This is a genomic window from Janthinobacterium pasteuri, from assembly GCF_051380775.1.
In the GTDB taxonomy this organism is placed as follows: domain Bacteria; phylum Pseudomonadota; class Gammaproteobacteria; order Burkholderiales; family Burkholderiaceae_D; genus Janthinobacterium.
The window spans coordinates 1-21,807 of sequence record NZ_JBNYXS010000028.1; the positions used below are offsets into that span (position 1 = coordinate 1).

Genomic DNA, 21,807 nt, shown 5'->3' on the forward strand with positions numbered 1-21,807 from the left:
CGCGTGGCCATGCCGGTGAGCATGGCTGCTGTTGCAGGCAGGACAGTGCAAGCGCTGCCGGGCCACGCTTTCGACGAGTGCCACGGCGGCGTCCTGCGGCGCTGCCCCGCGCAGCAGAGCGATGCTCGCCAGGCGTTGACGCTGGCTCAGTGCGGTGAACTGGGCGATGAAGGTTTGCCACTGGGCTGGCTGCATGGAAGACTCCCTTTTGTCTGCTATGTACCGTCAGACAGCAGGGCCCCAGGAAAATTCTCGCAATTCCCCTACTTATCGGGGACAGAGCCTTTTTTTTTGCCCGTACCCTGCGTCCGGCACGTGCCGGCGCAAGCGCGGGCACAATCCCTTACAATGATTCACGCCGCACCCGCGCGGCGAACAGAGGGGCCATCTTGATGACGCATTCGAAGACACCGATTAATCAGTTAAATCCCTCGCGCCTGCGCATCGTGCTGGTGCTGCAAGGCGGCGGCGCGCTGGGCGCCTATCAGGCCGGCGTCTATCACGCCTTGCACGAACATGGCCTGGCGCCCGACTGGGTGGTGGGCACCTCGATCGGCGCCATCAATGCGGCCATTTTGGCGGGCAACAAGCACGAGGACAGGCTGGTGCGGCTAAAACAGTTCTGGCAGCGCGTGGCGCACCGCGACAGCATCGACATGAACCTCGTTTCGGACCAGCAGCGCCGCTCGAACATCTGGCTGGCCACGCTCGATACGGTGCTGCGCGGCGTGCCCGGCTTCTTCAAGCCGCGTTCGTTCAGCCTGTTCCCGGCCGGAATTGCCGTCAAGCCGGAAGACGCCAGCTATTACGACACGAGCGAACTGGCCAGCACCCTCGATGAACTGGTCGATTTCGATTACCTGAACCAGCCCGGCGGCATGCGCCTGACGGTCAACGCCCTGCGCGTCAAATGCGGCAGCCTCACCAGTTTCGACAGCCAGCAGCAGCCGCTGACGGCAGACCATATCCGCGCCAGCGGCGCCTTGCCGCCCGGTTTTGCGGGCGTGCGCGTCGATGGCGACCTGTACTGGGATGGTGGCCTGTATTCGAATACGCCGCTGGAAACCGTGCTCGACGACACGCCCCACGTCGACACGCTGGTGTTCATGGTCGACCTGTGGAGCTCGGAAGGCCCGGAGCCGACCACTCTCGATGAAGTGCAGACGCGTCAAAAGGACGTCACCTTCGCGTCGCGCTCGAAGCGGCATATCGAAGATTACGTCAATACGCATACCTTGCAGCACACATTGCGCGAACTCTACGCCAAGCTGCCCGACGACGCACACAACCGGCAGCAGACGGAAGAACTGGTAGCGCTGGGCTGTGACAGCACCATGCACATCGTGCGTTTGCCGTATGCGGGGCGCGACTGGCACATGGCGGCCAAGGATATCAATTTCTCCAGGGGCTCCATCGAGTGGCGCTGGGAGCAGGGCTACCAGGACGCCTTGCGCGCAATCAAGGCGGCCGGCTGGCTGGCCTTCGTCACGGAAGACACGCCGCTGGTGGTGCACGAACTGCCCCCATACGAACGCGATGCTGCGTAGTGACGCCTGACAAAACCGGCTGCTACGGTTTTGTCAGGCGTTGCAGAGAACGGTTTACGGCTGTGAATGCGCCGCTACGCGCAGTTTTTCCGCGTTCGCCATGTCTTGCCGGTAAGTGTCTTGCGCATCTTTCAGGCAAGTGGCCCGCGTGGCGGATGGTTCCAAACGGCAGGCTTTTTTGGCCTCGGCCAGGGCGGCGGCGATTTCCTTGCGCAAGGTGCGCATTTGGGCTTGCGCCGTGCTGTCTTCCTGGTACCAGCGGGCCGGATCGCCCGCTTGCGGGCCAGCGGTTTGTGCCTGGCTGAATGGTGCCAGGCTGCATGCCAGCACGAAGGCCAGCAACGGGGAAGTGAGTCGGTGTGTCATGATATTTCCTCCTTGAAATAAAAAAGGCGCCGCAGCGCCTTTTTTTACAACCTGCCTGTCAGTAATAGCAGGATCAGTATCACGACGACCAGGCCGGCGATGCCACTGGGGCCGTAACCCCAGTTGCGGCTATGCGGCCAGGTAGGCAGGACGCCCACCAGGGCCAGAATCAAGATGATCAGAATGATGGTGCCCATGGCAACTCCTTGTTATGGTACGACGTATGCGGGATGGCGGATGCCTGCTGGCAAAGTCCGCCGAAAATTAATAACGGTAGACGCGGCCGTCAACGACGCGCACGCGGTTTCCTGGGCGCAAGTCATTCGCGTTGTCCTGCACCACGGTGCGGTATTCGCCGTTGTCGAGACGCACGCTGATCTGGTAGGCCTGCGCTTGCTGCCTGCGGCCCTCCACCTGGTTGCCGACCACGCCGCCGGCGACGGCGCCGGCCACGGTGGCGGCCGTGCGCCCGCCGCCCGAGCCGATGGTATTGCCCAGCAGGGCGCCTGCGATGCCGCCGACCACGGCGCCTGCACCGCTGGTTTGGCCACCACCCTGCACGATCTGGATGGAGTCGACGGTGCCGTACATGGCGGACTCAGGCTGGTTGGCAGGGTAATATTGTTGTGACTGGGAAGGGCCGGTGGCGCAACCGCTCAGTACGGCGGTGGCGGCGAGCATCAGTGCAGCCAAGGTGGCATTGGTTTTCATTTTATTCTCCTGACGAGGTGAGGGTGTAGTGCCATCTTAGTCATGCCCCTGTCCCCGGTCTGTACGCTGCCGCACGCACTTATTTTGTGTCTAAATGATATTTTTTGCCCGTGCGCTTGCACTAAAACGTTGTTATTTATCCCAGTCTGCCTCCAAGTTTTAAAATAAATTACTTGTGTACGCCAGCGTACAGAAGAGCGGCGACGATCCACGTAAAACGGTAGTCATGCCAAGCAGACATGCTTGTCACCACCAGGGAGAAATGCATGAACAAAAATAAGCTCTTCACCGCCATCGTCGTCAGCCTGGCGTGCGCCGCCTGGGGCGGCCAGGCAGTGGCCGCCACGCCGGAAGCGAAAGCAGCCTACAAGGCGGCCAACGATCAGGCTGGCCTGAATTACAAGCTGGCGCATGCAGAATGCGAAAAAATCACGGGCAACCCGAAGGATGTCTGCATCGCCGAAGCAAAGGCCGTGCGCACCTACGATGAAGCAGTTGCTCAGGCGCAATACACGAATACCCTGCGTGCCTACACCAAGGCGCGTATCAAGATTGCCGATGCCAACTACGACGTTGACCTGGCCCGCTGCAATGCGCTGACGGGCAACGACAAGGATGTCTGCGTCAAGCTGGCCAAGTCCACCAAGGTGGCGGCCCTGGCCGACGCCAAGGCAGACAAGAAAGTCATCGAAGCGCGCAGCGATGCGCGTGAAGCAAAAAGAAAAGCCGAGTACAAGGTCGCGACAGAAAAATGCGATGCATTAGCCGGCGCAGCCAAGGATGACTGTATCAAGGCTGCAAAAACCCAGTTTGGCTACTGAGCTCCCTCCGGCGCGCAGTCACCACACTGGTATAAGAAGCTCATTGTGAGCACATTGATTGACCACTCCTAAGGAAAAAACCATGAAATTCACTAAATCTATCGCTACTGGCCTTTTCGTCGCTTCGCTGTTCGCCGTTGCAGGTTGCGCTTCGACCCCAACCAAAGAAGGTACGGGCGAGTACATCGATGACGCGGCCATCACCACCAAAGTCAAAGCCAGCATCTTCAACGAGCCTACCCTGAAATCGACGGAAATCAACGTTGAAACCTTCAAGGGCGTGGTTCAGCTGAGCGGCTTCGTGGCCCAGCCAGCTGACGCCGCCAAAGCGGGCGAAATTACCCGTGGCGTCAAAGGCGTGAAGTCGGTGAAAAACGACATCCGCGTCAAGTAATGGCATGACCTGCCACAGCGCCCGGCCCGATGGCTGGCGCTGTGGCCTTCCACCGACCGTCGCGGGAATCGCATGCATATCCATCCTACAGATACCCCGCCCGAGCCGGTGGCGGCTGCCTCCATCGAGCCTGCCGGGCCACCGCCCGGCGCGCCTGTGGAGCACCCGGACGCATCCTTGCGCCTGCCGCTGCATGTCAATGCGCGCGGCCTGGCCCTGGGCATCATCGCTACTGTCAGCTTCATCTACGCGCTGCAATGGGCGCAGAAATTCCTCATTCCCGTCATCTTCGGCATTTTTATTGCCTACACCCTCAATCCCGTCGTCGCCTGGCTGGAAAAGCTGCGCCTGCCGCGCGCCATCGCCGCCACGGCTGTCACGGCCCTGATCCTGTTCGGCTCCCTCGTCGTGGTCGAGCGCGTGCAGGGTGAATTTGAATCCATCGTTGAAGAGTTGCCGGCCGCCACGCACAAGCTGTCGCGGCTGATTGCGGCCAATACGGGCGGCAAGAACAGCACCTTCCAGAAAATGCAGGCCGTGGCCAATGAAATCGAGCAAGTGGCCGCCGGCGCCGAAGCGCGCCGCAACAACCGCCGTGCCGCCGCCGCCGAGTCGCCCAACTTCAAGATCATGGACTGGGTCTGGGCCGGTTCGCTGGGCCTGGTGGGTTTCCTCAGCCAGGCCACCATGGTCATCTTCCTCGTGTTTTTTCTGCTGCTGTCGGGTGACACCTTCAAGCGCAAGCTCGTCAAGCTGACAGGACCGTCGCTGAGCCGCAAGAAGGTCACCGTGCACATCCTGGAGGATATCAATACCTCGATCCAGAACTATATGTTCATGCTGCTCGTCACGAATGGTTTGCTGGCCGTCCTGATGTGGATCGCCCTGCGCGTGATTGGCCTGGAAAATGCGGGCGCCTGGGCCATCGTGGCCGGCTTGCTGCACATCATGCCGTATTTCGGCCCCTTGCTCATCACCATCGCCACGGGGCTGGTGGCTTTTTTGCAGTTCGAATCGCTGGAAATGGTCTTGCTGGTGACGGGCACCTCGATGGCCATCGCCACCCTCGTCGGCACCTTTGTCACCACCTGGATGACGGGGCGCATCGCCCGCATGAATCCCACGGCCGTCTTCATCAGCCTGTTGTTCTGGGGCTGGCTGTGGGGCGTCTGGGGCTTGCTGCTGGGCGTGCCCATCATCGTCATCGTGAAGGTGGTGGCCGAGCGCGTGCAGGGCATGGAAGTGGTGGCCGAGCTGCTGGGCGAATAGCTTGCCTCAGCGCCAAAGCCAACGGCGCCCGCGGGCGCCGTTGTTGCATCTGGAATGCTGATTTACGACTGGTGGCGTTTCAATATCTTGACTTGCACATCGCCGTCTTCCGTCTTCGGCATGTCCTTCATGCTGCCCAGTTGCAGGGCGAACTGGCGCGTGAATTCGGCGCCCAGGAAGAAAATTTGTGCCGAGTAATACACCCACAGCAGCAGGGCTACCAAGGATCCGGCCGCGCCATAGCTGCTGGCCACGCCGCTATTGCCGATATATACGCCAATCGCATATTTGCCCAAGGAAAACATGAAGGCCGTGCCCACGGCACCGATCAGCACGTCGCGCCAGGACAGGCGCACGCGCGGCAGCATTTTATAGATGACGGCGAAAAGGCTGGCGATGACGGCAAAGCCGATCAGGTTCGACAAAATGGTAAACAGCACGGCCGTGTCTTTCCACACGCCTTCCCAGAAGTTGGCGAGAATGGCCATGGCTGCATTGACCACCAGTGACACCATCAGCAGGAACGCCAGCACCAGCACCAGGCCAAAAGACAGCAGGCGCGTGCGCAGCATGTCCCAGACGCCCGCTTCCTTCAGGGCTGGCACTTGCCAGATTTCATCGAGACTGGCTTTCAGTTCGGCAAACACACTGGTGGCGCCGAACAGCAGCAGGGCGCTGGCGATGAGGGTGGCGATGCGGCCCTGCTCATGGTTCTTTGCGCCGGCCAGCACCAGCTGGATGGCTTCGGCACCTTGCGTGCCCAGCAATCCCTGCAATTGTCCCATCAGCTCGCCGCGCGCGGCGGCCGGGCCATAGAAAAAGCCGGCGATGGCGATCACCAGCACGAGGATGGGGGCGATGGAAAACAGGGTGTAGTAGGCGAGGGCGGCGCCCTTGCTCGAGGCGCGGTGTTCCAGCCATTCGGTGACGGAGCAGACAATGACCTTGCGCATCTGCTGGCTGAACGGCGCCAGGCCGGCCAGTCTGGGATAACGGGTAGAAAAATTCATGATGGCTTTCAATGCAAAAAAGGGGCGCGAGCCCCTTTTTCTATTCACAAGTGGCGTACCACTGTTCAGCTTACTGCACGCGGCGTTCGATAGTGATCTGTTCCACTTCAACGCGGCGGTTTGGTTCCAGGCACTTGATCAGGTCGGCACGTTTCTTGTTATCGCAGGTGACGACAGGATTGGTGGAGCCCTTGCCTTCGGCCGTCAGGCGGTTGGCGGCGACACCATGGGCGACCAGGTATTCCTTGACTGCATCAGCGCGCTGCTGCGACAGTTTCAAGTTGTACTTGGGCGAACCGATGCGGTCGGCATAACCACTGATGACGACGTTGTTGACGTCCGGTGCAGCGGTCAGTACGCGGGCGATCTCGTCGAGCTTGGTCTGTGTCGGACCCAGCTTGGCGCTGTCGAACGCGAACAGTTCCGTTGCCGCCATCGTCACTTTTTCAAAGCGTGGCGGCGGTGGTGGTGGCGGTGGTGGCACGACCACGACGACTTCTTCACGCACTGGCGGCGGTGGCGGTGGTGGTGGCGGTGCAGGCGGTTTATCGAACGCGAAGTTCAGGCCCACGGTGACGTAGTAGTTGTTTGCCTTGCTGCTCGGATCGAAGGTATTGCCGCGCAGGAAGCCGTGCACATTGCGCACGTCAGCCTGGAACGACAATTGATCGTTGATCGTGGACTGGAAGCCCAGACCCACGCTGGCGTAAGGCGAGCTCTTGCTGCGTTCACCGAAGGCGAAGCTGGTGTCCTTGTCGCGCTGCATGCCGGCACCGACCAGCAGGAAGGGGCGGAAGGCTTTACGCGAGAACATGTACAGGCCGTCTACGCCCAGCGTATTTTGCTGGTAGCGCTGACCGCCGTCCTTGGAGCGGGCGTACGTGGTGCCCAGCTGGATATCCCAGTCCTGGGAAACAGGCTTACCGAAACGCAAACCTGCGCCATAGCCGGTTTTATCCGCGGAAAAGTCGGAATCTGGCTTGAGTGCGTTGATGCTAGGTTGAATATACCAGGAGGGATTGATTTCCTGGGCCTGTGCGCCGAGGGCGGAGCACAGGACTGCGGCGGCAACGGCGATTTTTTTTAGATTATTCACAAGTAACTCCCAACGTTGATAAGAGATTTTCTCTACAGCATCAAAGCGACATCTTGCTACACGTGCTATTGCATGAGATAGACAACAATTCCAGGTGCGCCCGTCTTGCGATAAATGCACTGCTGTTGGACTAGAGAATACGATTCCAGGTTCGCGAGGTCGGTGCGTTAGCGCACAAAGCATTGTTGTAACTCAATGGTGTTGCAGATTCACGACAAAGACTTTAGTGTTGAAAAAAACTAATTTACTAAGTGCAATTTTTACCAGCACGGCCACTTCCTGGCGCCGCGGCAAGAGGCAATCGTACGACTTCTTACCAGCATGCCACTGTATATTAGCAACAATGATGAGCTTGATAACTAATATTACATTGATGTTGTATTCCTGCCGCGTTTTGTTGCTTTGCTGGGATTCCGCCGGGCAACTTTTGCGCGCCGCAGCCAGCTCCGCCACTTTTCATTGAGGAGTTACCCGTGCCTGACCTGTCCCGTATTTTTTCTTCCCCGCTTGCTGGCAAAGTGGGCCCGCTGGGTCTGCTGTGCCTGCTGCTGTCGCCGGGCATGGCTACGCCGGTCTGGGCCGATAGCGGCGTCTCCCTGTTTTCACCGAGCGGCACGGTCAAGGCCGTGCGCCAGGTGCGGGCCCAGTTCGCCACGCCGATGGTGCCGTTCGGCGACATGGGTTTGCCCGCGCCGTTCGCCGTCGATTGCGGCAAGGCCGAGCCTGCCGTCGTGGCGGGCGCCGGGCGCTGGGCCGACGAGCGCAACTGGAACTATGATTTTGAGCGCGACTTGCCCGCCGGCGTGGCGTGCAGCTTTACCTTGAAAGCGGGGCTGAATGACCTGGCGGGCAAACCCTTGCAGGGGACGACGTCTTACCGCTTTTCCACGGGCGGCCCGGCCATCGTCGAGGCCGTACCCTATGACGGCCAGCCGTATATCGATGAAAACCAGATCTTCGTGCTGGGCCTGGACGCCGTGCCGAACGAGGCCAGCGTGGCCGAGCATGCGTATTGCCGCGCCGATGGCATCAATGAAAAGATTCCCGTGCGCCGGCTTGTGGGCAAGGAACTGGAGCAGGTATTGACCCTGCGCAAGAGCTTTCTCGACCGTTACCTGACCGTGTACTTCAAGAAGCGGGGCACGCTGTGGAAAGTGGGCATGCCCGTCGCCAGCAAGGGCGCGCCGCCGTTGCCCGTCACCGTGCTGCAATGCAAGCGCAGCTTCCCCGCCAACGCCAAGGTCTCCCTGGTGTGGGGCGAGGGCATCGCCAGCGCCAGCGGCATCGCCACGGACAAGGCGCAAACCCTGCAGTTCAGGACGCGTCCTGATTTCACGGCCAAGTTCAGCTGCGAACGCAGCAATCCGAAGGAACAGTGCATCCCCTTCCTGCCCATGCGCTTGCAGTTTTCCGCGCCCGTGAAAGCGTCGCTGGTGCGCGCCATGACCCTGACAGGGGGCGGCAAGACGTATGCGCCGACGATCTCGAAAGAAGAAGAAAAAGCGGAATTCGTGCAGTACGTGACCTTTAACGGTCCTTTCCCCGTGCAAGCCAGTTTTGTGCTGAGTCTGCCGCCGAAACTGACGGACGACGCTGGCCGTGCCTTGCTCAACCGCGCGCGCTTCCCCATGACGGTGCGCACGGGCGAACAGCCGCCGCTGCTGAAGTTCCCGGCCCCGTTCGGCATCATCGAAGCCAAGGGCGACGGCTTGCTGCCCGTCACCGTGCGCAATATCGAGCCTGTACTGTCGGGCAAGGAAGTGACAACGCCATCGGCTGCCGCCACGGGTGCCACCTTGCGCGTGTCCGACAATGACGATAAGTTCATCATCGAGTGGATGCAGCGCCTGGCTGGCAATGGCGACGGGGGCGAATACTGGCAGCCTTACGCCCAATATGCGGGCAATATGAGCAAATCCGTGCTGGCCGGTGCCGCCGACGCGCGCCCCATCAGCCTGCCGCGCCCCGATGGCAAGAAAACCTTTGAAGTGATCGGCATCCCGCTGCAGAAACCGGGTTTTTACGTGGTCGAGCTGGCCAGCCCCATCCTCGGTAAAGTGCTGCTGGGCAAACCCACCACGGCCTACATCCGCACGGCCGCGCTGGTGACCAACCTGGCGGCCCACTTCAAGCACGGCGCGCAATCGTCGCTCGTGTGGGTAACGTCGCTGGACAAGGGCGCGCCTGTTGCGAAAGCGCAAGTGGCCGTGCGCGACTGCGCCGGCAAGCTGCTGTGGCAAGGTGCCACGGGTGCGGACGGGGTGGCGCACATCCCCGGCGAGCTGGCCAATTCCAGCTGCAAGAACAATGGCCGTTACTATATTAGTGCGCGCAGCGGCGGCGACATGACGTTCACCCTGTCGGACTGGGTGGGCGGCATCGAAGCCTGGCGTTTCAACCTGCCCACGGACGACACGCGCGCCGACAACACCTTGCTGGCCACGGTATTTGACCGCACCTTGCTGCGCGCCGGCGAAACCGTGCACATGAAGCATTTCATCCGCAAGCACACGGCAGAGGGCATGAGCCTGGTCGACAAGAACAACGGCCCCGGCAGCGCCACCTCCGTCGTCATCACGCACCAGGGCAGCGACCAGAACTACCAGCTGCCGCTGCGCTGGTCTGCCAGCGGTACGGCGGAAAGCGACTGGCTCATTCCCGCCGACGCCAAGCAGGGCGAGTACAGCGTGACGATGGCGGGCCGCCCGTCCGGCAATTTCCGCGTGGAAGCGTTCCGCGTGCCTACCATGAAAGCCGTGCTGCAGGGTCCGAAAGCGCCCGCCGTGCAGGTGAAACAGCTGGCCCTGGATGCGCAAATCACGTATCTGGCGGGCGGCGCCGCCACGAATGCGCCCGTCAAGCTGCGCACGGTGCTGCAGGACAAGAGCGTGACTTTTCCCGATTATCCCGATGTCAGCTTCAGCAATGGCGACGTGAAGGAAGGCCTGGTGAAACAGGGCACGGGCTATGACGACGATGAGGGCGAATGGCAGGATGAAGGCAATGGCGGGCGTGCCGGCCCCGGTGCCACGGCCGCGCGCACGCAAAGCTTGACCCTGGATAAGGCGGGTGGCGCGCGCATCGTCATCGACCAGCTGCCGCAGCTGTCCGCGCCGCGCGACCTGGTGGCGGAAATGGCTTTCCAGGATGCGAATGGCGAGACAGCTTCCGTGGCCACGCGCGTGCCGCTGTGGCCATCGAATGTTGTGATCGGTATCAAGCCCGACGCCTGGGCCTTGAGCAAGGATGCCTTCAAGTTCACGGTCGCCGTGCTGGGCACCAATGGCAAGCCCGTGGCAAATGCGGCCGTGGCTGTCGACTTCTTCCAGCGCAACAGTTATGCGCACCGTCGCCGCCTGATCGGTGGCTTCTATGCGTATGAAAACAGCAGCGAAATCGTCAAGCTGGGTTCCGCCTGCACTGGCAAGACGGACAACAAGGGCTTGCTGGTCTGCGACGTGAAGGCCCCGGCCAGCGGCAATCTGATTCTGCGCGCCCGCACGCAGGATGCGTCCGGCAACGCGGCAGTCGCCAATCGCGAAACCTGGGTGGCCGGCAGCGGCGACTGGTGGTTCAACGCCAGCGACAATGACCGCATCGACGTCTTGCCTGAAAAGAAACGCTATGAACCGGGCCAGGAAGCGAGCTTGCAAGTGCGCATGCCGTTCCGTTCGGGCACAGCGCTGATCACGGTCGAGCGCGAAGGCATCCTCGACACCTATGTGCGCCAGCTCAATGGCCGGGAACCGGTGGTGAATATCCCGGTCAAACCGAACTACGCGCCAAATGTGTATGTCTCCGTGTTTGTCGTGCGGGGCAGGGTGGATGGCGTGCAGCCGACGGCCTCGGTCGACCTGGGCAAGCCAGCTTACAAGATGGGCATCGCGCCCCTGAACGTGGGGTGGCAGGCGCATGAGCTGAACGTCATGGTCGTGTCAGACAAGGAAGTGTATAAAACGCGCGACAAGGCTGACGTATCCGTGCGCGTGCGCCGCGCCGACGGTAAAGCCTTGCCGGCCGGCGCGGAAGTGGCGCTGGCGGCCGTCGACACGGGGCTGTTGGAACTGATGCCCAACGATAGCTGGAAGCTGTTAGATACCATGATGGCGCAGCGCAGCCTGCAGGTGGAAACGGCGACGGCGCAGATGCAGGTGATCGGCAAGCGTCACTTCGGCCGCAAGGCGTTTCCGGCAGGCGGTGGCGGCGGCAAGGGCGCCAGCCGCGAACTGTTCGACACCCTGCTGTTCTGGAAGGGCACCGTCAAGCTCGATGCCAAGGGTGAAGCTACGGTGCAAGTGCCACTCAACGACTCGCTGACGGCGTTCCGCATCGTCGCCATCGCCAGCGCGGGCAAGGAACTGTTCGGCACGGGCAGCACGGATATCCGCAGCTCGCAAGACCTGATCCTGATGTCGGGCTTGCCGACCCTCGTGCGCGAAGGCGACCAGTTGCGCGCAGGATTCACCGTGCGCAACACCTCGGCTGCGCCCCTGAGCGTGGACCTCAACGCCACTGCGGCTGGCAAGGCGCTGCCGCGCCAGAGCTTGACCCTGGCGGCGGGCGAAGCGCGCGAAGTGGGCTGGGATTACCAGGTGCCGCTGGGCGCGCAAACTGTCGTGTGGGAGATCAGCGCGAAAGCGGGCAGCGGGCTTGGCAACACCTCCGATAAACTCAAAATCACGCAAAAAGTGGGCCAGGCCACGCCCGTGCGCACCTACCAGGCTACCTTGCTGCAGGTAGAGAAGCCGGTGAATATGTCCGTGCAAATGCCGGCCGGCGCCTTGCCGGGCCGGGGCGGCATCCAGACCAGCTTTGTCGCCAAGCTGGGCGGCGAGCTGCCCGGCGTGCGCGAGTACATGGCTGCCTACCCCTACACCTGCTTCGAGCAGAACACGTCGAAAGCCATCGCCCTGCAAGACCAGGACGCGTGGAACAAGCTGGCCGGCAGCTTGCCCGCCTACCTGGACAGCGATGGCATGCTGAAATATTTCCCCATCATGGAGCAGGGCAGCGACAGCCTGACGGCGTATGTGCTGTCGGCAAGCAGGGAAGCGGGCTATGCGATTCCCGAGCAGACGAAGAACCGCATGGAAGAAGCCTTGACGGCCTTCGTGCAGGGTCGCATCGTGCGCCGCTCCGCGCTGGCCACGACCGACCTGGCCGTGCGCAAGCTGGCCGCGCTGGAAGCGCTGTCGCGTTCCAACAAAGTGCCACCCGATGCCCTGGAGAGCATCAGCATCAGCCCGAACCTGTGGCCCACTTCCGCCGTCATCGACTGGAGCTTGTTGCTGCAACGCACACCGAGCCTGGCGCGCCGCGATGCGCTGCTGGCCGAGGCGCAGCAGATTTTGCGCAGCCGTCTGAACTTCCAGGGCACGACCATGGGCTTTTCCACCGAGCGCAAGGATAACTGGTGGTGGCTGATGGTCTCCGGCGACGTCAACGCCAACCGATTGCTGCTGGCCGTGATGGACGACCCGGCGTGGAAGGACGATATCGGCCGCCTGGTGCGCGGCAGCATGGGCCGCCAGAAAAAGGGCCGCTGGGATACCACGGTGGCCAACGCCTGGGGTACCCTGGCCATCGCCAAATTCTCGGCCAAGTTCGAGTCCACGCCCGTGACGGGGGCCAGCGCCGTGAAGCTGGGCGGCGATACGCAAGCGCTCGTGTGGAATGGCGCGGCGAAAGTCGGTCCCGTGCTGCAGGCGTGGCCGAAGGGCACGGACACCCTGGGCCTGGCGCACAGCGGTTCGGGCAAGCCTTGGGCCACCGTGCAAAGCCTGGCGGCCATCCCGCTCAAGGCGCCCGTGTCGAGCGGTTACACGATCAAGAAAACCATTACCCCAGTGGAACAGAAGACGACAGGCCAATGGTCACGCGGCGATGTCTACCGCGTGCGACTGGACTTGTCGGCGCAGGCGGACATGAGCTGGGTGGTGGTCGACGACCCGATTCCCGCGAGTGCCACGGTGCTGGGCAATGGCCTGGGCCGGGATTCGCAGTTGATGACGGCCGGCGAAAAATCCACGGGCTGGGTCTGGCCTACCTTCGAGGAGCGGGCGTTTGATGCTTTCCGCGCCTATTACGCGTTTGTGCCGAAGGGTAACTGGAGCGTGGAATACACGGTGCGCCTGAACAACGCGGGTGACTTCAGCCTGCCCGCCACGCGCATCGAAGCCATGTATTCGCCCGAAATGTTTGGCGAGTCGCCGAACGCGAATGTGAAGGTGGGGCAGTGAAGAAGTTGATATTTGTCATGGGTTGCGTGCTGGCTGGCCCGGTATTCGCGCAAGCGGTGCTGACGCCGGCCCAGGTGCAAGCCGCCTACCGCAGCTCGGAAGCGCAGCTGCTGGACCGCAGCGGCGCGCCTCTGCAATCCTTGCGCTTGGATATGAAAGTGCGGCGCTTGCCATGGGTGCCGCTGGCCGATATTTCTCCCGCCGTGCAGCAGGCCGTGCTGCTGGCGGAAGACCAGCGCTTCATGCGCCATGGCGGCGTGGATGTGTCCGCGCTGGCCACGGCCGCCTGGGACAATCTGTTTTCAAAAAAGCCCCGGGGCGCCTCGACCATCACCATGCAGCTGGCGGGCCAGCTCGACGCGGACTTGCAGGCTCAAGCGGGCGGACGCAGCCTGCGCCAGAAATGGGACCAGATGCGTGCCGCCCAGGCCATCGAAGACAGCTGGAGCAAGGCGCAGATTTTCGAAGCTTACCTGAATCTCGTCTCGTTTCGCGGCGAGCTGCAGGGCATCGCGTCCGCCTCGTACAGCCTGTTCGGCAAGGCGCCGTCCGGCCTGAACCAGACGGATGCCATCATCCTGGCCAGCCTGGTGCGCTCGCCGAACGCGCCGCCGGCCACTGTCACGCGCCGTGCCTGCGCGCTGGCGAAGGAATGGCGCATGGACAGCAGTTGCCAGCTGATCGGCCAGCGCGTGCAGACGGCCTTGCAGCGCAATGCGCTGGTCGCGCAGCTGGCGCCCGCGCCGCAAGTGGCGCAGCAACTGCTGAAACAGCCGGGCGCGCAAGTCGCCAGTACCCTCGACGGCCCCTTGCAGCGCTTCGCGCAGGAAAATCTGCGTCAGCAACTGGCATCCTTGCGCGAGCGCAATGTCAACGATGGCGCCATCATCGTGCTCGACAACCGTAGCGGAGAAATCCTTGCCTATGTCGGCAATGCGGGCGGCAGCCATGTCGATGGCGTGGCGGCCCTGCGCCAGGCCGGTTCCACCCTGAAACCATTTTTATATGAACTGGCCATCGAACGCCGTTTGATGACGGCCGCCTCCGTCATGGACGATTCGCCGCTGGATGTCGCCACGGCGTCGGGCATGTATGCGCCGCAAAACTACGACCGCAATTTCAAGGGTTACGTCAGCGCCCGCACCAGCCTGGCCAGTTCCCTCAACATTCCCGCCGTGCGCACGGTGCTGCTGACGGGCCAGGACGGCTTCTACAATCGCCTGAAGGAAGTGGGCCTGTCCAGCCTGACGGAACCGGCCGAATACTACGGCCCCTCGCTGGCGCTGGGCTCGTCGGAAGTAACCCTGCTGGAACTGGCCAATGCCTACCGCGCGCTGGCGAATGGCGGGCTGTACAGCACTGCCAGCCTGCAGCCGGGGCTGGCTGGCAAGGATAGGCGCCGCGTGATGGAGCCGGGCGCCGCCTTCATCGTCGGCGATATCCTGGCCGACCGCGCCGCGCGCAGCATGACCTTCGGCTTGCGCAACGAGCTGGGAACGAATTTCTGGAGCGCCGTCAAGACGGGCACGAGCAAGGACATGCGCGACAACTGGTGCATGGGCTACTCGGAACGCTACACGGTGGGCGTGTGGGTGGGTAACTTCGACGGCAAGCCCATGTGGGACGTGTCGGGCGTGACGGGCGCCGCGCCCGTGTGGCGCGACGTGATGGATTACCTGCACAAGAACGTCCCCAGCCATGCACCGAAAGCGCCGCCCGGCGTGTTGCAGCAGATGGTTGCGTACCAGCCCGCGCTGGAAGCGCCGCGCCGCGAATGGTTTATCGCTGGTACGGAAAGCCCCGTCATCGCCGTGCTGGGCGACACCGTGAAGCCAGCTGCCATCGTGTATCCAGCCGAGGACAGCATCCTTGCCATCGACCCCGACATCCCGCCCGCCCTGCAGCGCGTATTCTTTCAGGCGCAAGGCAGCCACGCTTTGCGCTGGGTACTCGACGGCAAGGACATGGGCGCGGCGCTTGACAGCATCAGCTGGCGCCCCGTGCCGGGCAAGCACGCGCTGGCCCTCGTCGATGATGCCGGCAAGACGGTGGCAAGGGTGGCGTTCCAGGTGCGGGGGAGTGCGCAGGCGCAGCGGGATTAATTCTGACGGCATTGCCGCTGTCATTCACCTGTCCTGCTGTTTGAATCATGCCCGTTGATGCATTGGTCAGAAAAGTGTGGTGCAGCGCCTGTCATGGATGCTGTCTTTGTTGGGAAAGTATGTGGAATGTCAAAGTGGAAATATCGGAAAAATACGTAGGTGAACGGCTTCCAAGAAAAGTTAGCAAAAAATATTTACATTTCCATTGGGAAAGTATATTCTCACTGTCTTCTGGTCCAAGACCGCTAGATTTTCCGCATTCCTATGTCGATGAATAATGAAGTCGAATCTCCCTTATTTCGGTCGGAAGTTGTTGCCTCGTCAAATCAACAATGGTTGGGCGCCATTCGATTGGCGCAGCCTTTATCCAACTGGTTAATTGCAACTTTTTCGATCATGATTGCAAGTGCATTGATTATTTTTGTTGTGACGGGGAGCGTGACAAAAAAAGCACGTACGGCTGGGATATTGGTTCCGGATACGGGAAGTCTTGGAATTCATGCACCCAATGAAGGTATTTTAATTCGAAGCCTGGTGCGTGAAGGAGAACGAGTATCCGCTGGCCAGACATTGTTCGAATTATCGACGGAGCGTCAAAGTAGCAATGGTGAGTTGACGGTATTAATCGCTCAACAATTGGCCAGCAGGCGGCAAAGCCTTGATTCTGAACAACGCGTGCGTATTGCACAGCATGATGATAAAAAAGCGGAAATTGTTGTACGCTTGAAAAATCAGGAAACAGAGATGGTGCAGCTAGCACAGGAAATCGATCTGGCAAAGCGGCGTTATAGTTTGTCGCAAGAAAGTTTAAAAAAATACGAAACCTTGCAGGCAAATGGCTACGTTTCTCCAGCACAAACCCAGCAAAAGCAGGAAGATCTCATTGATCTGGGTGTGCGCGTCTCCGGCCTGACCAGAACCCGTCTCCAGTTGCAGGCAAACCGCCTCAACCTCGAGGCTGAGCTGGCGGCCTTGTCGAATACCTTGTCCACCGATCTTGCTCAACTGCAAAGGGCGCAGGCCGTATTAAAGCAAGAGGTTGCGGAGAACAGCAACCGCAAGGCGAGTCTGATCACTGCGCCGCAGCCAGGTACCATTACGACCATCACCTATCAACCGGGCCAGGCTGTCAATGCCGGCCAGGCGCTGGCAACCTTGATTCCACAAGCAACATCGCTTGCCTCCGGACCTAGCTTGCAGCAGCAGGGCCCCGTCCTGGAAGTGCACCTGTATGCGCCGAGCCGTACCGCAGGGTTCGTGGCGATTGGACAGCTTGTGCAGATTCGCTATCAAGCCTATCCCTATCAAAAGTTTGGATTGCAGCGCGGCATCGTGACTGATGTGAGCAAGACGCCGTTTGCGCCTACCGAATTGCCACAGAATATTGCCAGCACCATCCTCTCCAATGCCCAGCAAAACATTGCTGGATTTAATGGCAATGAAGCGTTATATCGCATCAAGGTCAAGCTCGAGCGCCAGACGATAGACGCTTATGGGAAAGTGCAGGCACTCAAGCCAGGAATGACGCTGGAAGCTGACGTAATACAGGACAGGCGAAAAATCTGGGAATGGATTGCGGAACCATTGCTGGCCATGACGAGTTAGGCCGCCGTCATGGGGCGTCACCAATGTTGTTTTAATCATCTCGGCTGTCGCGCATTGGCGCGATAGCAAGTGTTAGTAGGGAGCAGAACGAACGGGACATAGTCCCATCCGCTCTGCTTTTGCTAAGAGCCGGTCAGCGTGTGACAGCACGCTGACCGGCGGTATCAAACCATCTTTCCGGATGGTCAACTCAACCTTGAAATAGGATAACAAAAATGCGCATGATTGTACTAAAAGAATTGGCTGTGGTAGCGGGCGGCGGCGACGGCTGCACCTTGGTGCCGGACGCACCGTTTGGCTATGATTTCCGGAGCGCCTGTGATCGGCACGATGATAACTATTCCGCTGGTTCCCTGGTAAGCCGTGTAGACGCTGACGCCATGTTCAAGGCGGATATGCACAATATTTGCGCCACAAATTATAACGATTCGTTTGGTTGCAATGTTATGGCGGAAATTTATGGTGCCGGCGTATCCCTTTTTGGTGGTGCCTTTTACGAGGGTAATGGTGGATCGAGTGGCGGATCGAATGGCGGCATCACCGGTTCTAAATATCTTTCTGAAATAATTAATGATGAAATGTAATTAGTGTTGGTGGCATGGGGGAAGAGGGCGCGCGGAAAATATCGGTCCTTTTTCTTCATGCTGAAAAATAAATTGTAGATATAGTATTGCGGGGGTCATTTGCGGAAATTTTACTGTATTTTTCTTTTTTTGGGGTTTTGGATAATGATGTTGCCAGGGCATGCTGCCGAGAAAATAGTAGGTGCCGCAGAAAATACAGTCAATGTCAGGCCATTGGATTTTAGATTTATGAAAGAGCCACCTAATCGGAAGATAAAGAACAGGGTGGATCTTTCTGCGATTAAGACTGCCGAAGATTTGGCTGTGGTGAAAGAGGCTATTAACGCAGTGATGGACTTTTTCCAGGTTTATAGCCAGGTTCGAGCAACCCCGTCATCATTTTTCGCGCTTGCTACCAGTAACGGGATCAAGCATATGCGATTTCCTCCGAAAATAGATAACCTAAATTATTATATATCGAAAAAAATGTGGAATTGGGTGGTGCACGATCCCCAAACTATTTTCTTGACCGTGGATTTTCGCGGCATGCCGCCTGACACCGGCGTTCATCGCGATACTTTTGTATTTGTGAAGAGGGATGGTGTATGGTTGTTTGATCGTCATGATCTCTAGCAATGAATGTTCGCCAGCATAGGGCCATCTTTGCCGGCATCGCCAGGCTGATTCATTAATCGTGGCGCCAGGCAGCGTATTTTTCATCCCATTCGCTACACTGGTTTGCGAGGAAGGCTGCTTATCGACGTGGCCAGGCGCCACGCGTCTTTTTTCGGGCTTGTATACGGCAAGCCCTGTTCCTCATTATCCAATTTATGCAAACTGTCTTACAAACGGAGTCCAGCGAATGTGGTCTGGCATGCCTTGCCATGGTCGCCAGCCATTATGGTCGTCATACCGACCTGGCCGAATTGCGCCGCCGCTTTCCCATCAGCCTGAAAGGGGTCACGCTGGAGCAGCTCATGCGTCATGCCGCATCGATGCAGTTGGCGGCGCGTCCGCTACGTCTCGAACTCGATGAGTTGTCGAAGCTGCAAATGCCCTGTATTTTGCATTGGAACCTCAATCACTTCGTTGTCCTGAAAAAAGTCAGCAAGACGTGGCGCGGCGTGACCATGGTGACGCTACTCGATCCTGCCATCGGCGAAACCCGTTTACCGCTGGGCGTCGTCTCGAAGCACTTCACGGGGGTGGCCATGGAGCTTGCGCCGAACGCGGATTTTGTCGTGGCCGATGAACGCCGCAAAGTGGCCATACGCGACCTGACCGGTCATGTGCTGGGACTGCGCCGTGCGCTGGTACAGATACTGGCGCTTGCGCTTGCCTTGGAAGTCTTTGCGATTGCTTCCCCTTTGTTCAACCAGTTCGTCATTGACGAAGTGATCGTCAGCGGAGATCAGGACTTGCTGAAGGTGCTGGTGTGTGGTTTTGCGTTGTTGATTGTGACGCAGACGGCGATCGGCCTGGCGCGTAGCTGGTTCTTGATGCGCTGGAGCATGGATATAGGGCTGCAATGGTCGGTACGTATCTTTGCCCATCTGACACGCCTGCCGTTGTCCTTCTTCGAGAAGCGGCATCTGGGCGACGTCGTTTCGCGCTTTGGTAGTATCGCCTCAATACAGGGGACACTGACCAGCCTGTTTGTTGAAAGTGCGCTAGATGGGTTGATGGCCATGCTGGCCTTGGGCATGATGTTCATGTACAGCCCCAAGTTATCGTTCCTGGTGTTGGCTGCCGTCCTGCTATATGCGTTGCTGCGTTGGGCCTTTTATCAGCCGTTGCGCGAGGCATCCCAGGAACGCTTGATCTTGTCGGCAAAAGAAAGCAGTCACTTCCTGGAAACCATTCGTGCCATCATGCCGTTGAAACTATTCGGGCAGGAAGCGGAGCGGCGTGTACGCTGGCAAAACTTGAAGCAGGATGTGATCAATCGTGACGTCAAGACGCAGAAACTGAGTATTCTGTTCAAGATAAGCAGCACCACCATCTTCAGCGTGCAGGGGCTGGCCTTGTTCTATGTCGGGGCCGAACTGGTCATGAAAAATGCGCTGACGATAGGTATGCTGATGGCGTTTTCCAGCTACGCGGGAACCTTTTCCTCCCGGCTGTTCAGTCTGGTCGACTTGCTGGTCAACTTGAAGATGCTGAGTTTGCATGCCGAGCGTTTGGCCGACATTGTGCTTGAACCAGTCGAAGCGCTGCATGAGCAGGAAACGGATTTGCATCGTTTTGATTGCAGCCTGACCCTGAAGAATATCCGCTTTCGCTATGCGGAAGGCGAGCCCTGGATACTCAATGGCATCGATTTGCATATCCCCGCCGGCCAGAGCCTGGCCCTGGTCGGTCCCAGTGGCAGCGGCAAGACGACCTTATGCAAGATTATTCTCGGCTTGTTGGCACCCAGCGAGGGGGAAGTCTTGATCGACAATGTTCCCATTACACAGATCGGGCTGCGTGCATACCGTCAACTAGTGGGCACGGTGATGCAGGACGATGTGTTACTGGCCGGATCGCTACAAGACAATATCGCGTTCTTTGATGCCCGCGCCGAACGCGACGTCGTGGAGCGCTGCGCAAGACAGGCGGCAGTCCATGATGAAATTGCGCAGATGCCGATGGGTTATCAGACCCTGGTCGGAGACATGGGAAGCAGCCTGTCTGGCGGGCAGAAACAGCGCATATTGCTGGCCAGGGCCCTGTATAAGCAGCCGCGCATCTTGGCGCTTGACGAGGCAACCAGCCATCTGGACATGAATAATGAACGCAAGGTCAACCAGGTACTGAGCCAGCTGAGGCTCACGCGCATCATGGTGGCGCACCGCCGTGAAACTATCGACGCTGCCGAACGCGTCGTTGGATTGCAGGCAGGCAAGGTCGTGGAGTTGCGTCCAGCACAGCCTCAGGCCGCCGCATGATCATGACGGAAGGGGCTGCCGGGCAGCAGGCGGGGGAGCGGTGGACTGGCTTCCCCAGATATCGTCAAGGCGCGCTGATGATCTTCGTCAGCGCAATGCGATACGCCGGCTGCACATCGCCATCCTTGTCCAGCTTGTCCGTCATGATCACGCCGTAGCCTTGCGCGTACCACACGTATTCGCCGCTTTTGCCTTTGCTTTTGCCACCGACGTCACGCAGTTCGAACTTGCAGGCGTCGGGGAAGCGGCGCCCGCCCAGCTCCAGGCGTTCCCAGCCCAGGAAGGTGATGGAGAAATCGCGTTTATCCGTGCGCGTGGAGGTGGTGATTTTGTCGGACAGGCCCGCCAGCGGGTAGTGGGTGCTCGTTTGCGTGTCCGTGAATTGCACGCGCACTTCCTGGCCGGGGCGCATGTTGGCGGGAATAGCCGACTGCGGCGTGTACACGTTCTTGCTGCGCACGCTGCCGTCTTCGTTGTAGTGCACCATGCCAGTCAGGAATACCTGGCCGTCGCGGATGTCCTGGTAGGACGTGGCCAGCAGGACGCCGCCGTCGAGGATCAGCTGCGTGCCCTTGAGCTTCTTGCCCTCGAAGGTTTCCTCGACGTTGACTTGCGCGTCGCCATTATTCTTGCTGAACTTGATGCCCGTCGTCAGTTCCATGCACTCGCCCACCGTGGGCGCCGCCTGTACACTCGCTGCGGCCAGTACGCCTGCCGCTACCATCGTTTGCCATGCTGCTTTCATTGTTTTCCTGGCTATCTTGTAAAGGCGCGATGATAGCGTGCCTGGAAGCAACGTGGCGCAGCGCTGGAAGTGGGACTTAGCGGGCCGGTGCTACCGGTGTCGCTGGTGGCGATGTGGCCGCTGCGCTGGCTGCCGGGGTGTCCGGCGTGGCTGTGGGCTTGTTACGCCGCGTGCGCTTGTCGGTGCGCGCTTTGGCTGGCTTGGCGTCGTGCACCAGCTTGCCTTTGTTGTCGAGCTTGTCGGACTGGTCCGATTTCTGGCCCGGATCATTCGGATTGTTGGTGTGGTTGCCCGTCTGGTTCAGATTCGTTGTCGACTGGGCTTGTACCCAGGCGCCGCCGACGGTCATCAGGGTGGCGGCCAGCAAGAGAGCGGCGGTTTTCATGGCAGTGTCCTGTGCAAGTGTTGA

The 21,807-nt window shown here is 59.8% G+C and carries 17 protein-coding genes and 1 pseudogene; 10 read left to right on the forward strand and 8 right to left on the reverse strand.

The features are described from left to right. Positions 1-195, reverse strand: a pseudogene (locus ACQ4WN_RS22405) (IS1595 family transposase); the annotation flags it as partial. Between the two features lie 197 nt (positions 196-392). Here ACQ4WN_RS22405 and ACQ4WN_RS22410 point away from each other — a divergent pair. Beyond that, on the forward strand, positions 393-1,547 hold the full coding sequence (locus ACQ4WN_RS22410; RefSeq protein WP_436553574.1) for a patatin-like phospholipase family protein: 1,155 nt from the start codon (positions 393-395) through the stop codon (positions 1,545-1,547). Between the two features lie 54 nt (positions 1,548-1,601). Here the strand turns inward: ACQ4WN_RS22410 and ACQ4WN_RS22415 are convergent, their stop codons facing one another. From ACQ4WN_RS22415 to ACQ4WN_RS22425, 3 genes are all read right to left on the reverse strand, one after another. Further along, positions 1,602-1,913, reverse strand: a complete 312-nt coding sequence (locus tag ACQ4WN_RS22415) for a hypothetical protein (protein ID WP_436553519.1) — start codon at positions 1,911-1,913, stop codon at positions 1,602-1,604. A 44-nt stretch (positions 1,914-1,957) separates the two neighbouring features. Continuing rightward, positions 1,958-2,110, reverse strand: a complete 153-nt coding sequence (locus ACQ4WN_RS22420; RefSeq protein WP_010396415.1) for a DUF3309 family protein — start codon at positions 2,108-2,110, stop codon at positions 1,958-1,960. 67 nt (positions 2,111-2,177) lie between these two features. Next, on the reverse strand, positions 2,178-2,624 hold the full coding sequence (locus ACQ4WN_RS22425; RefSeq protein WP_070278587.1) for an outer membrane lipoprotein: 447 nt from the start codon (positions 2,622-2,624) through the stop codon (positions 2,178-2,180). A gap of 266 nt (positions 2,625-2,890) precedes the next feature. On the opposite strand from ACQ4WN_RS22425, the gene ACQ4WN_RS22430 reads away from it, so the two are divergent. The 3 genes from ACQ4WN_RS22430 to ACQ4WN_RS22440 all read left to right on the forward strand — a co-directional run bounded on the left by ACQ4WN_RS22430 (position 2,891) and on the right by ACQ4WN_RS22440 (position 5,108). Beyond that, positions 2,891-3,445: a hypothetical protein gene (locus tag ACQ4WN_RS22430; protein ID WP_436553520.1), complete on the forward strand. Its 555-nt coding sequence runs from the start codon at positions 2,891-2,893 to the stop codon at positions 3,443-3,445. Positions 3,446-3,527: 82 nt separating this feature from the next. Continuing rightward, positions 3,528-3,839 carry a BON domain-containing protein gene (locus tag ACQ4WN_RS22435; RefSeq protein ID WP_034786324.1) on the forward strand — a complete coding sequence of 104 codons (312 nt, stop codon included), beginning with the start codon at positions 3,528-3,530 and terminating at the stop codon, positions 3,837-3,839. Between the two features lie 72 nt (positions 3,840-3,911). Further along, positions 3,912-5,108: an AI-2E family transporter gene (locus ACQ4WN_RS22440; protein ID WP_436553521.1), complete on the forward strand. Its 1,197-nt coding sequence runs from the start codon at positions 3,912-3,914 to the stop codon at positions 5,106-5,108. 62 nt (positions 5,109-5,170) lie between these two features. Here ACQ4WN_RS22440 and ACQ4WN_RS22445 read toward each other — a convergent pair whose 3' ends face one another. Together ACQ4WN_RS22445 and ACQ4WN_RS22450 are read right to left on the reverse strand one after the other, a co-directional pair. Beyond that, a complete protein-coding gene (locus ACQ4WN_RS22445; RefSeq protein ID WP_436553522.1) occupies positions 5,171-6,118 on the reverse strand; it encodes a YihY/virulence factor BrkB family protein in 948 nt (315 codons plus the stop codon). Positions 6,119-6,188: 70 nt separating this feature from the next. Further along, on the reverse strand, positions 6,189-7,214 hold the full coding sequence (locus ACQ4WN_RS22450; protein ID WP_436553523.1) for an OmpA family protein: 1,026 nt from the start codon (positions 7,212-7,214) through the stop codon (positions 6,189-6,191). A 473-nt stretch (positions 7,215-7,687) separates the two neighbouring features. Between ACQ4WN_RS22450 and ACQ4WN_RS22455 the strand changes: the two genes are divergently transcribed. From ACQ4WN_RS22455 to ACQ4WN_RS22480, 6 genes are all read left to right on the forward strand, one after another. Then, on the forward strand, positions 7,688-13,453 hold the full coding sequence (locus ACQ4WN_RS22455; RefSeq protein WP_436553524.1) for an alpha-2-macroglobulin family protein: 5,766 nt from the start codon (positions 7,688-7,690) through the stop codon (positions 13,451-13,453). Between the two features lie 17 nt (positions 13,454-13,470). Then, positions 13,471-15,555: a penicillin-binding protein 1C gene (pbpC, locus tag ACQ4WN_RS22460; protein ID WP_436553575.1), complete on the forward strand. Its 2,085-nt coding sequence runs from the start codon at positions 13,471-13,473 to the stop codon at positions 15,553-15,555. Positions 15,556-15,825: 270 nt separating this feature from the next. Then, on the forward strand, positions 15,826-17,160 hold the full coding sequence (locus tag ACQ4WN_RS22465; RefSeq protein ID WP_436553525.1) for an HlyD family secretion protein: 1,335 nt from the start codon (positions 15,826-15,828) through the stop codon (positions 17,158-17,160). A 215-nt stretch (positions 17,161-17,375) separates the two neighbouring features. Next, positions 17,376-17,744 carry a phospholipase A2 gene (locus ACQ4WN_RS22470; RefSeq protein ID WP_436553526.1) on the forward strand — a complete coding sequence of 123 codons (369 nt, stop codon included), beginning with the start codon at positions 17,376-17,378 and terminating at the stop codon, positions 17,742-17,744. A gap of 144 nt (positions 17,745-17,888) precedes the next feature. Then, the gene (locus ACQ4WN_RS22475) at positions 17,889-18,356 is read left to right on the forward strand and encodes a hypothetical protein (RefSeq protein ID WP_436553527.1); all 468 of its coding nucleotides are present in this window, start codon (positions 17,889-17,891) and stop codon (positions 18,354-18,356) included. 197 nt (positions 18,357-18,553) lie between these two features. Next, entirely contained in the window at positions 18,554-20,653 is a 2,100-nt protein-coding gene (locus ACQ4WN_RS22480) for a peptidase domain-containing ABC transporter (RefSeq protein ID WP_436553528.1), read from the forward strand. Positions 20,654-20,717: 64 nt separating this feature from the next. On the opposite strand, the gene ACQ4WN_RS22485 is transcribed toward ACQ4WN_RS22480, so the two are convergent. Continuing rightward, complete coding sequence (locus ACQ4WN_RS22485) at positions 20,718-21,398, reverse strand: hypothetical protein (protein ID WP_436553529.1); 681 nt, start codon at positions 21,396-21,398, stop codon at positions 20,718-20,720. A gap of 76 nt (positions 21,399-21,474) precedes the next feature. After that, on the reverse strand, positions 21,475-21,783 hold the full coding sequence (locus ACQ4WN_RS22490) for a hypothetical protein (RefSeq protein WP_436553530.1): 309 nt from the start codon (positions 21,781-21,783) through the stop codon (positions 21,475-21,477). Between the last annotated feature and the right edge of the window lie 24 nt (positions 21,784-21,807).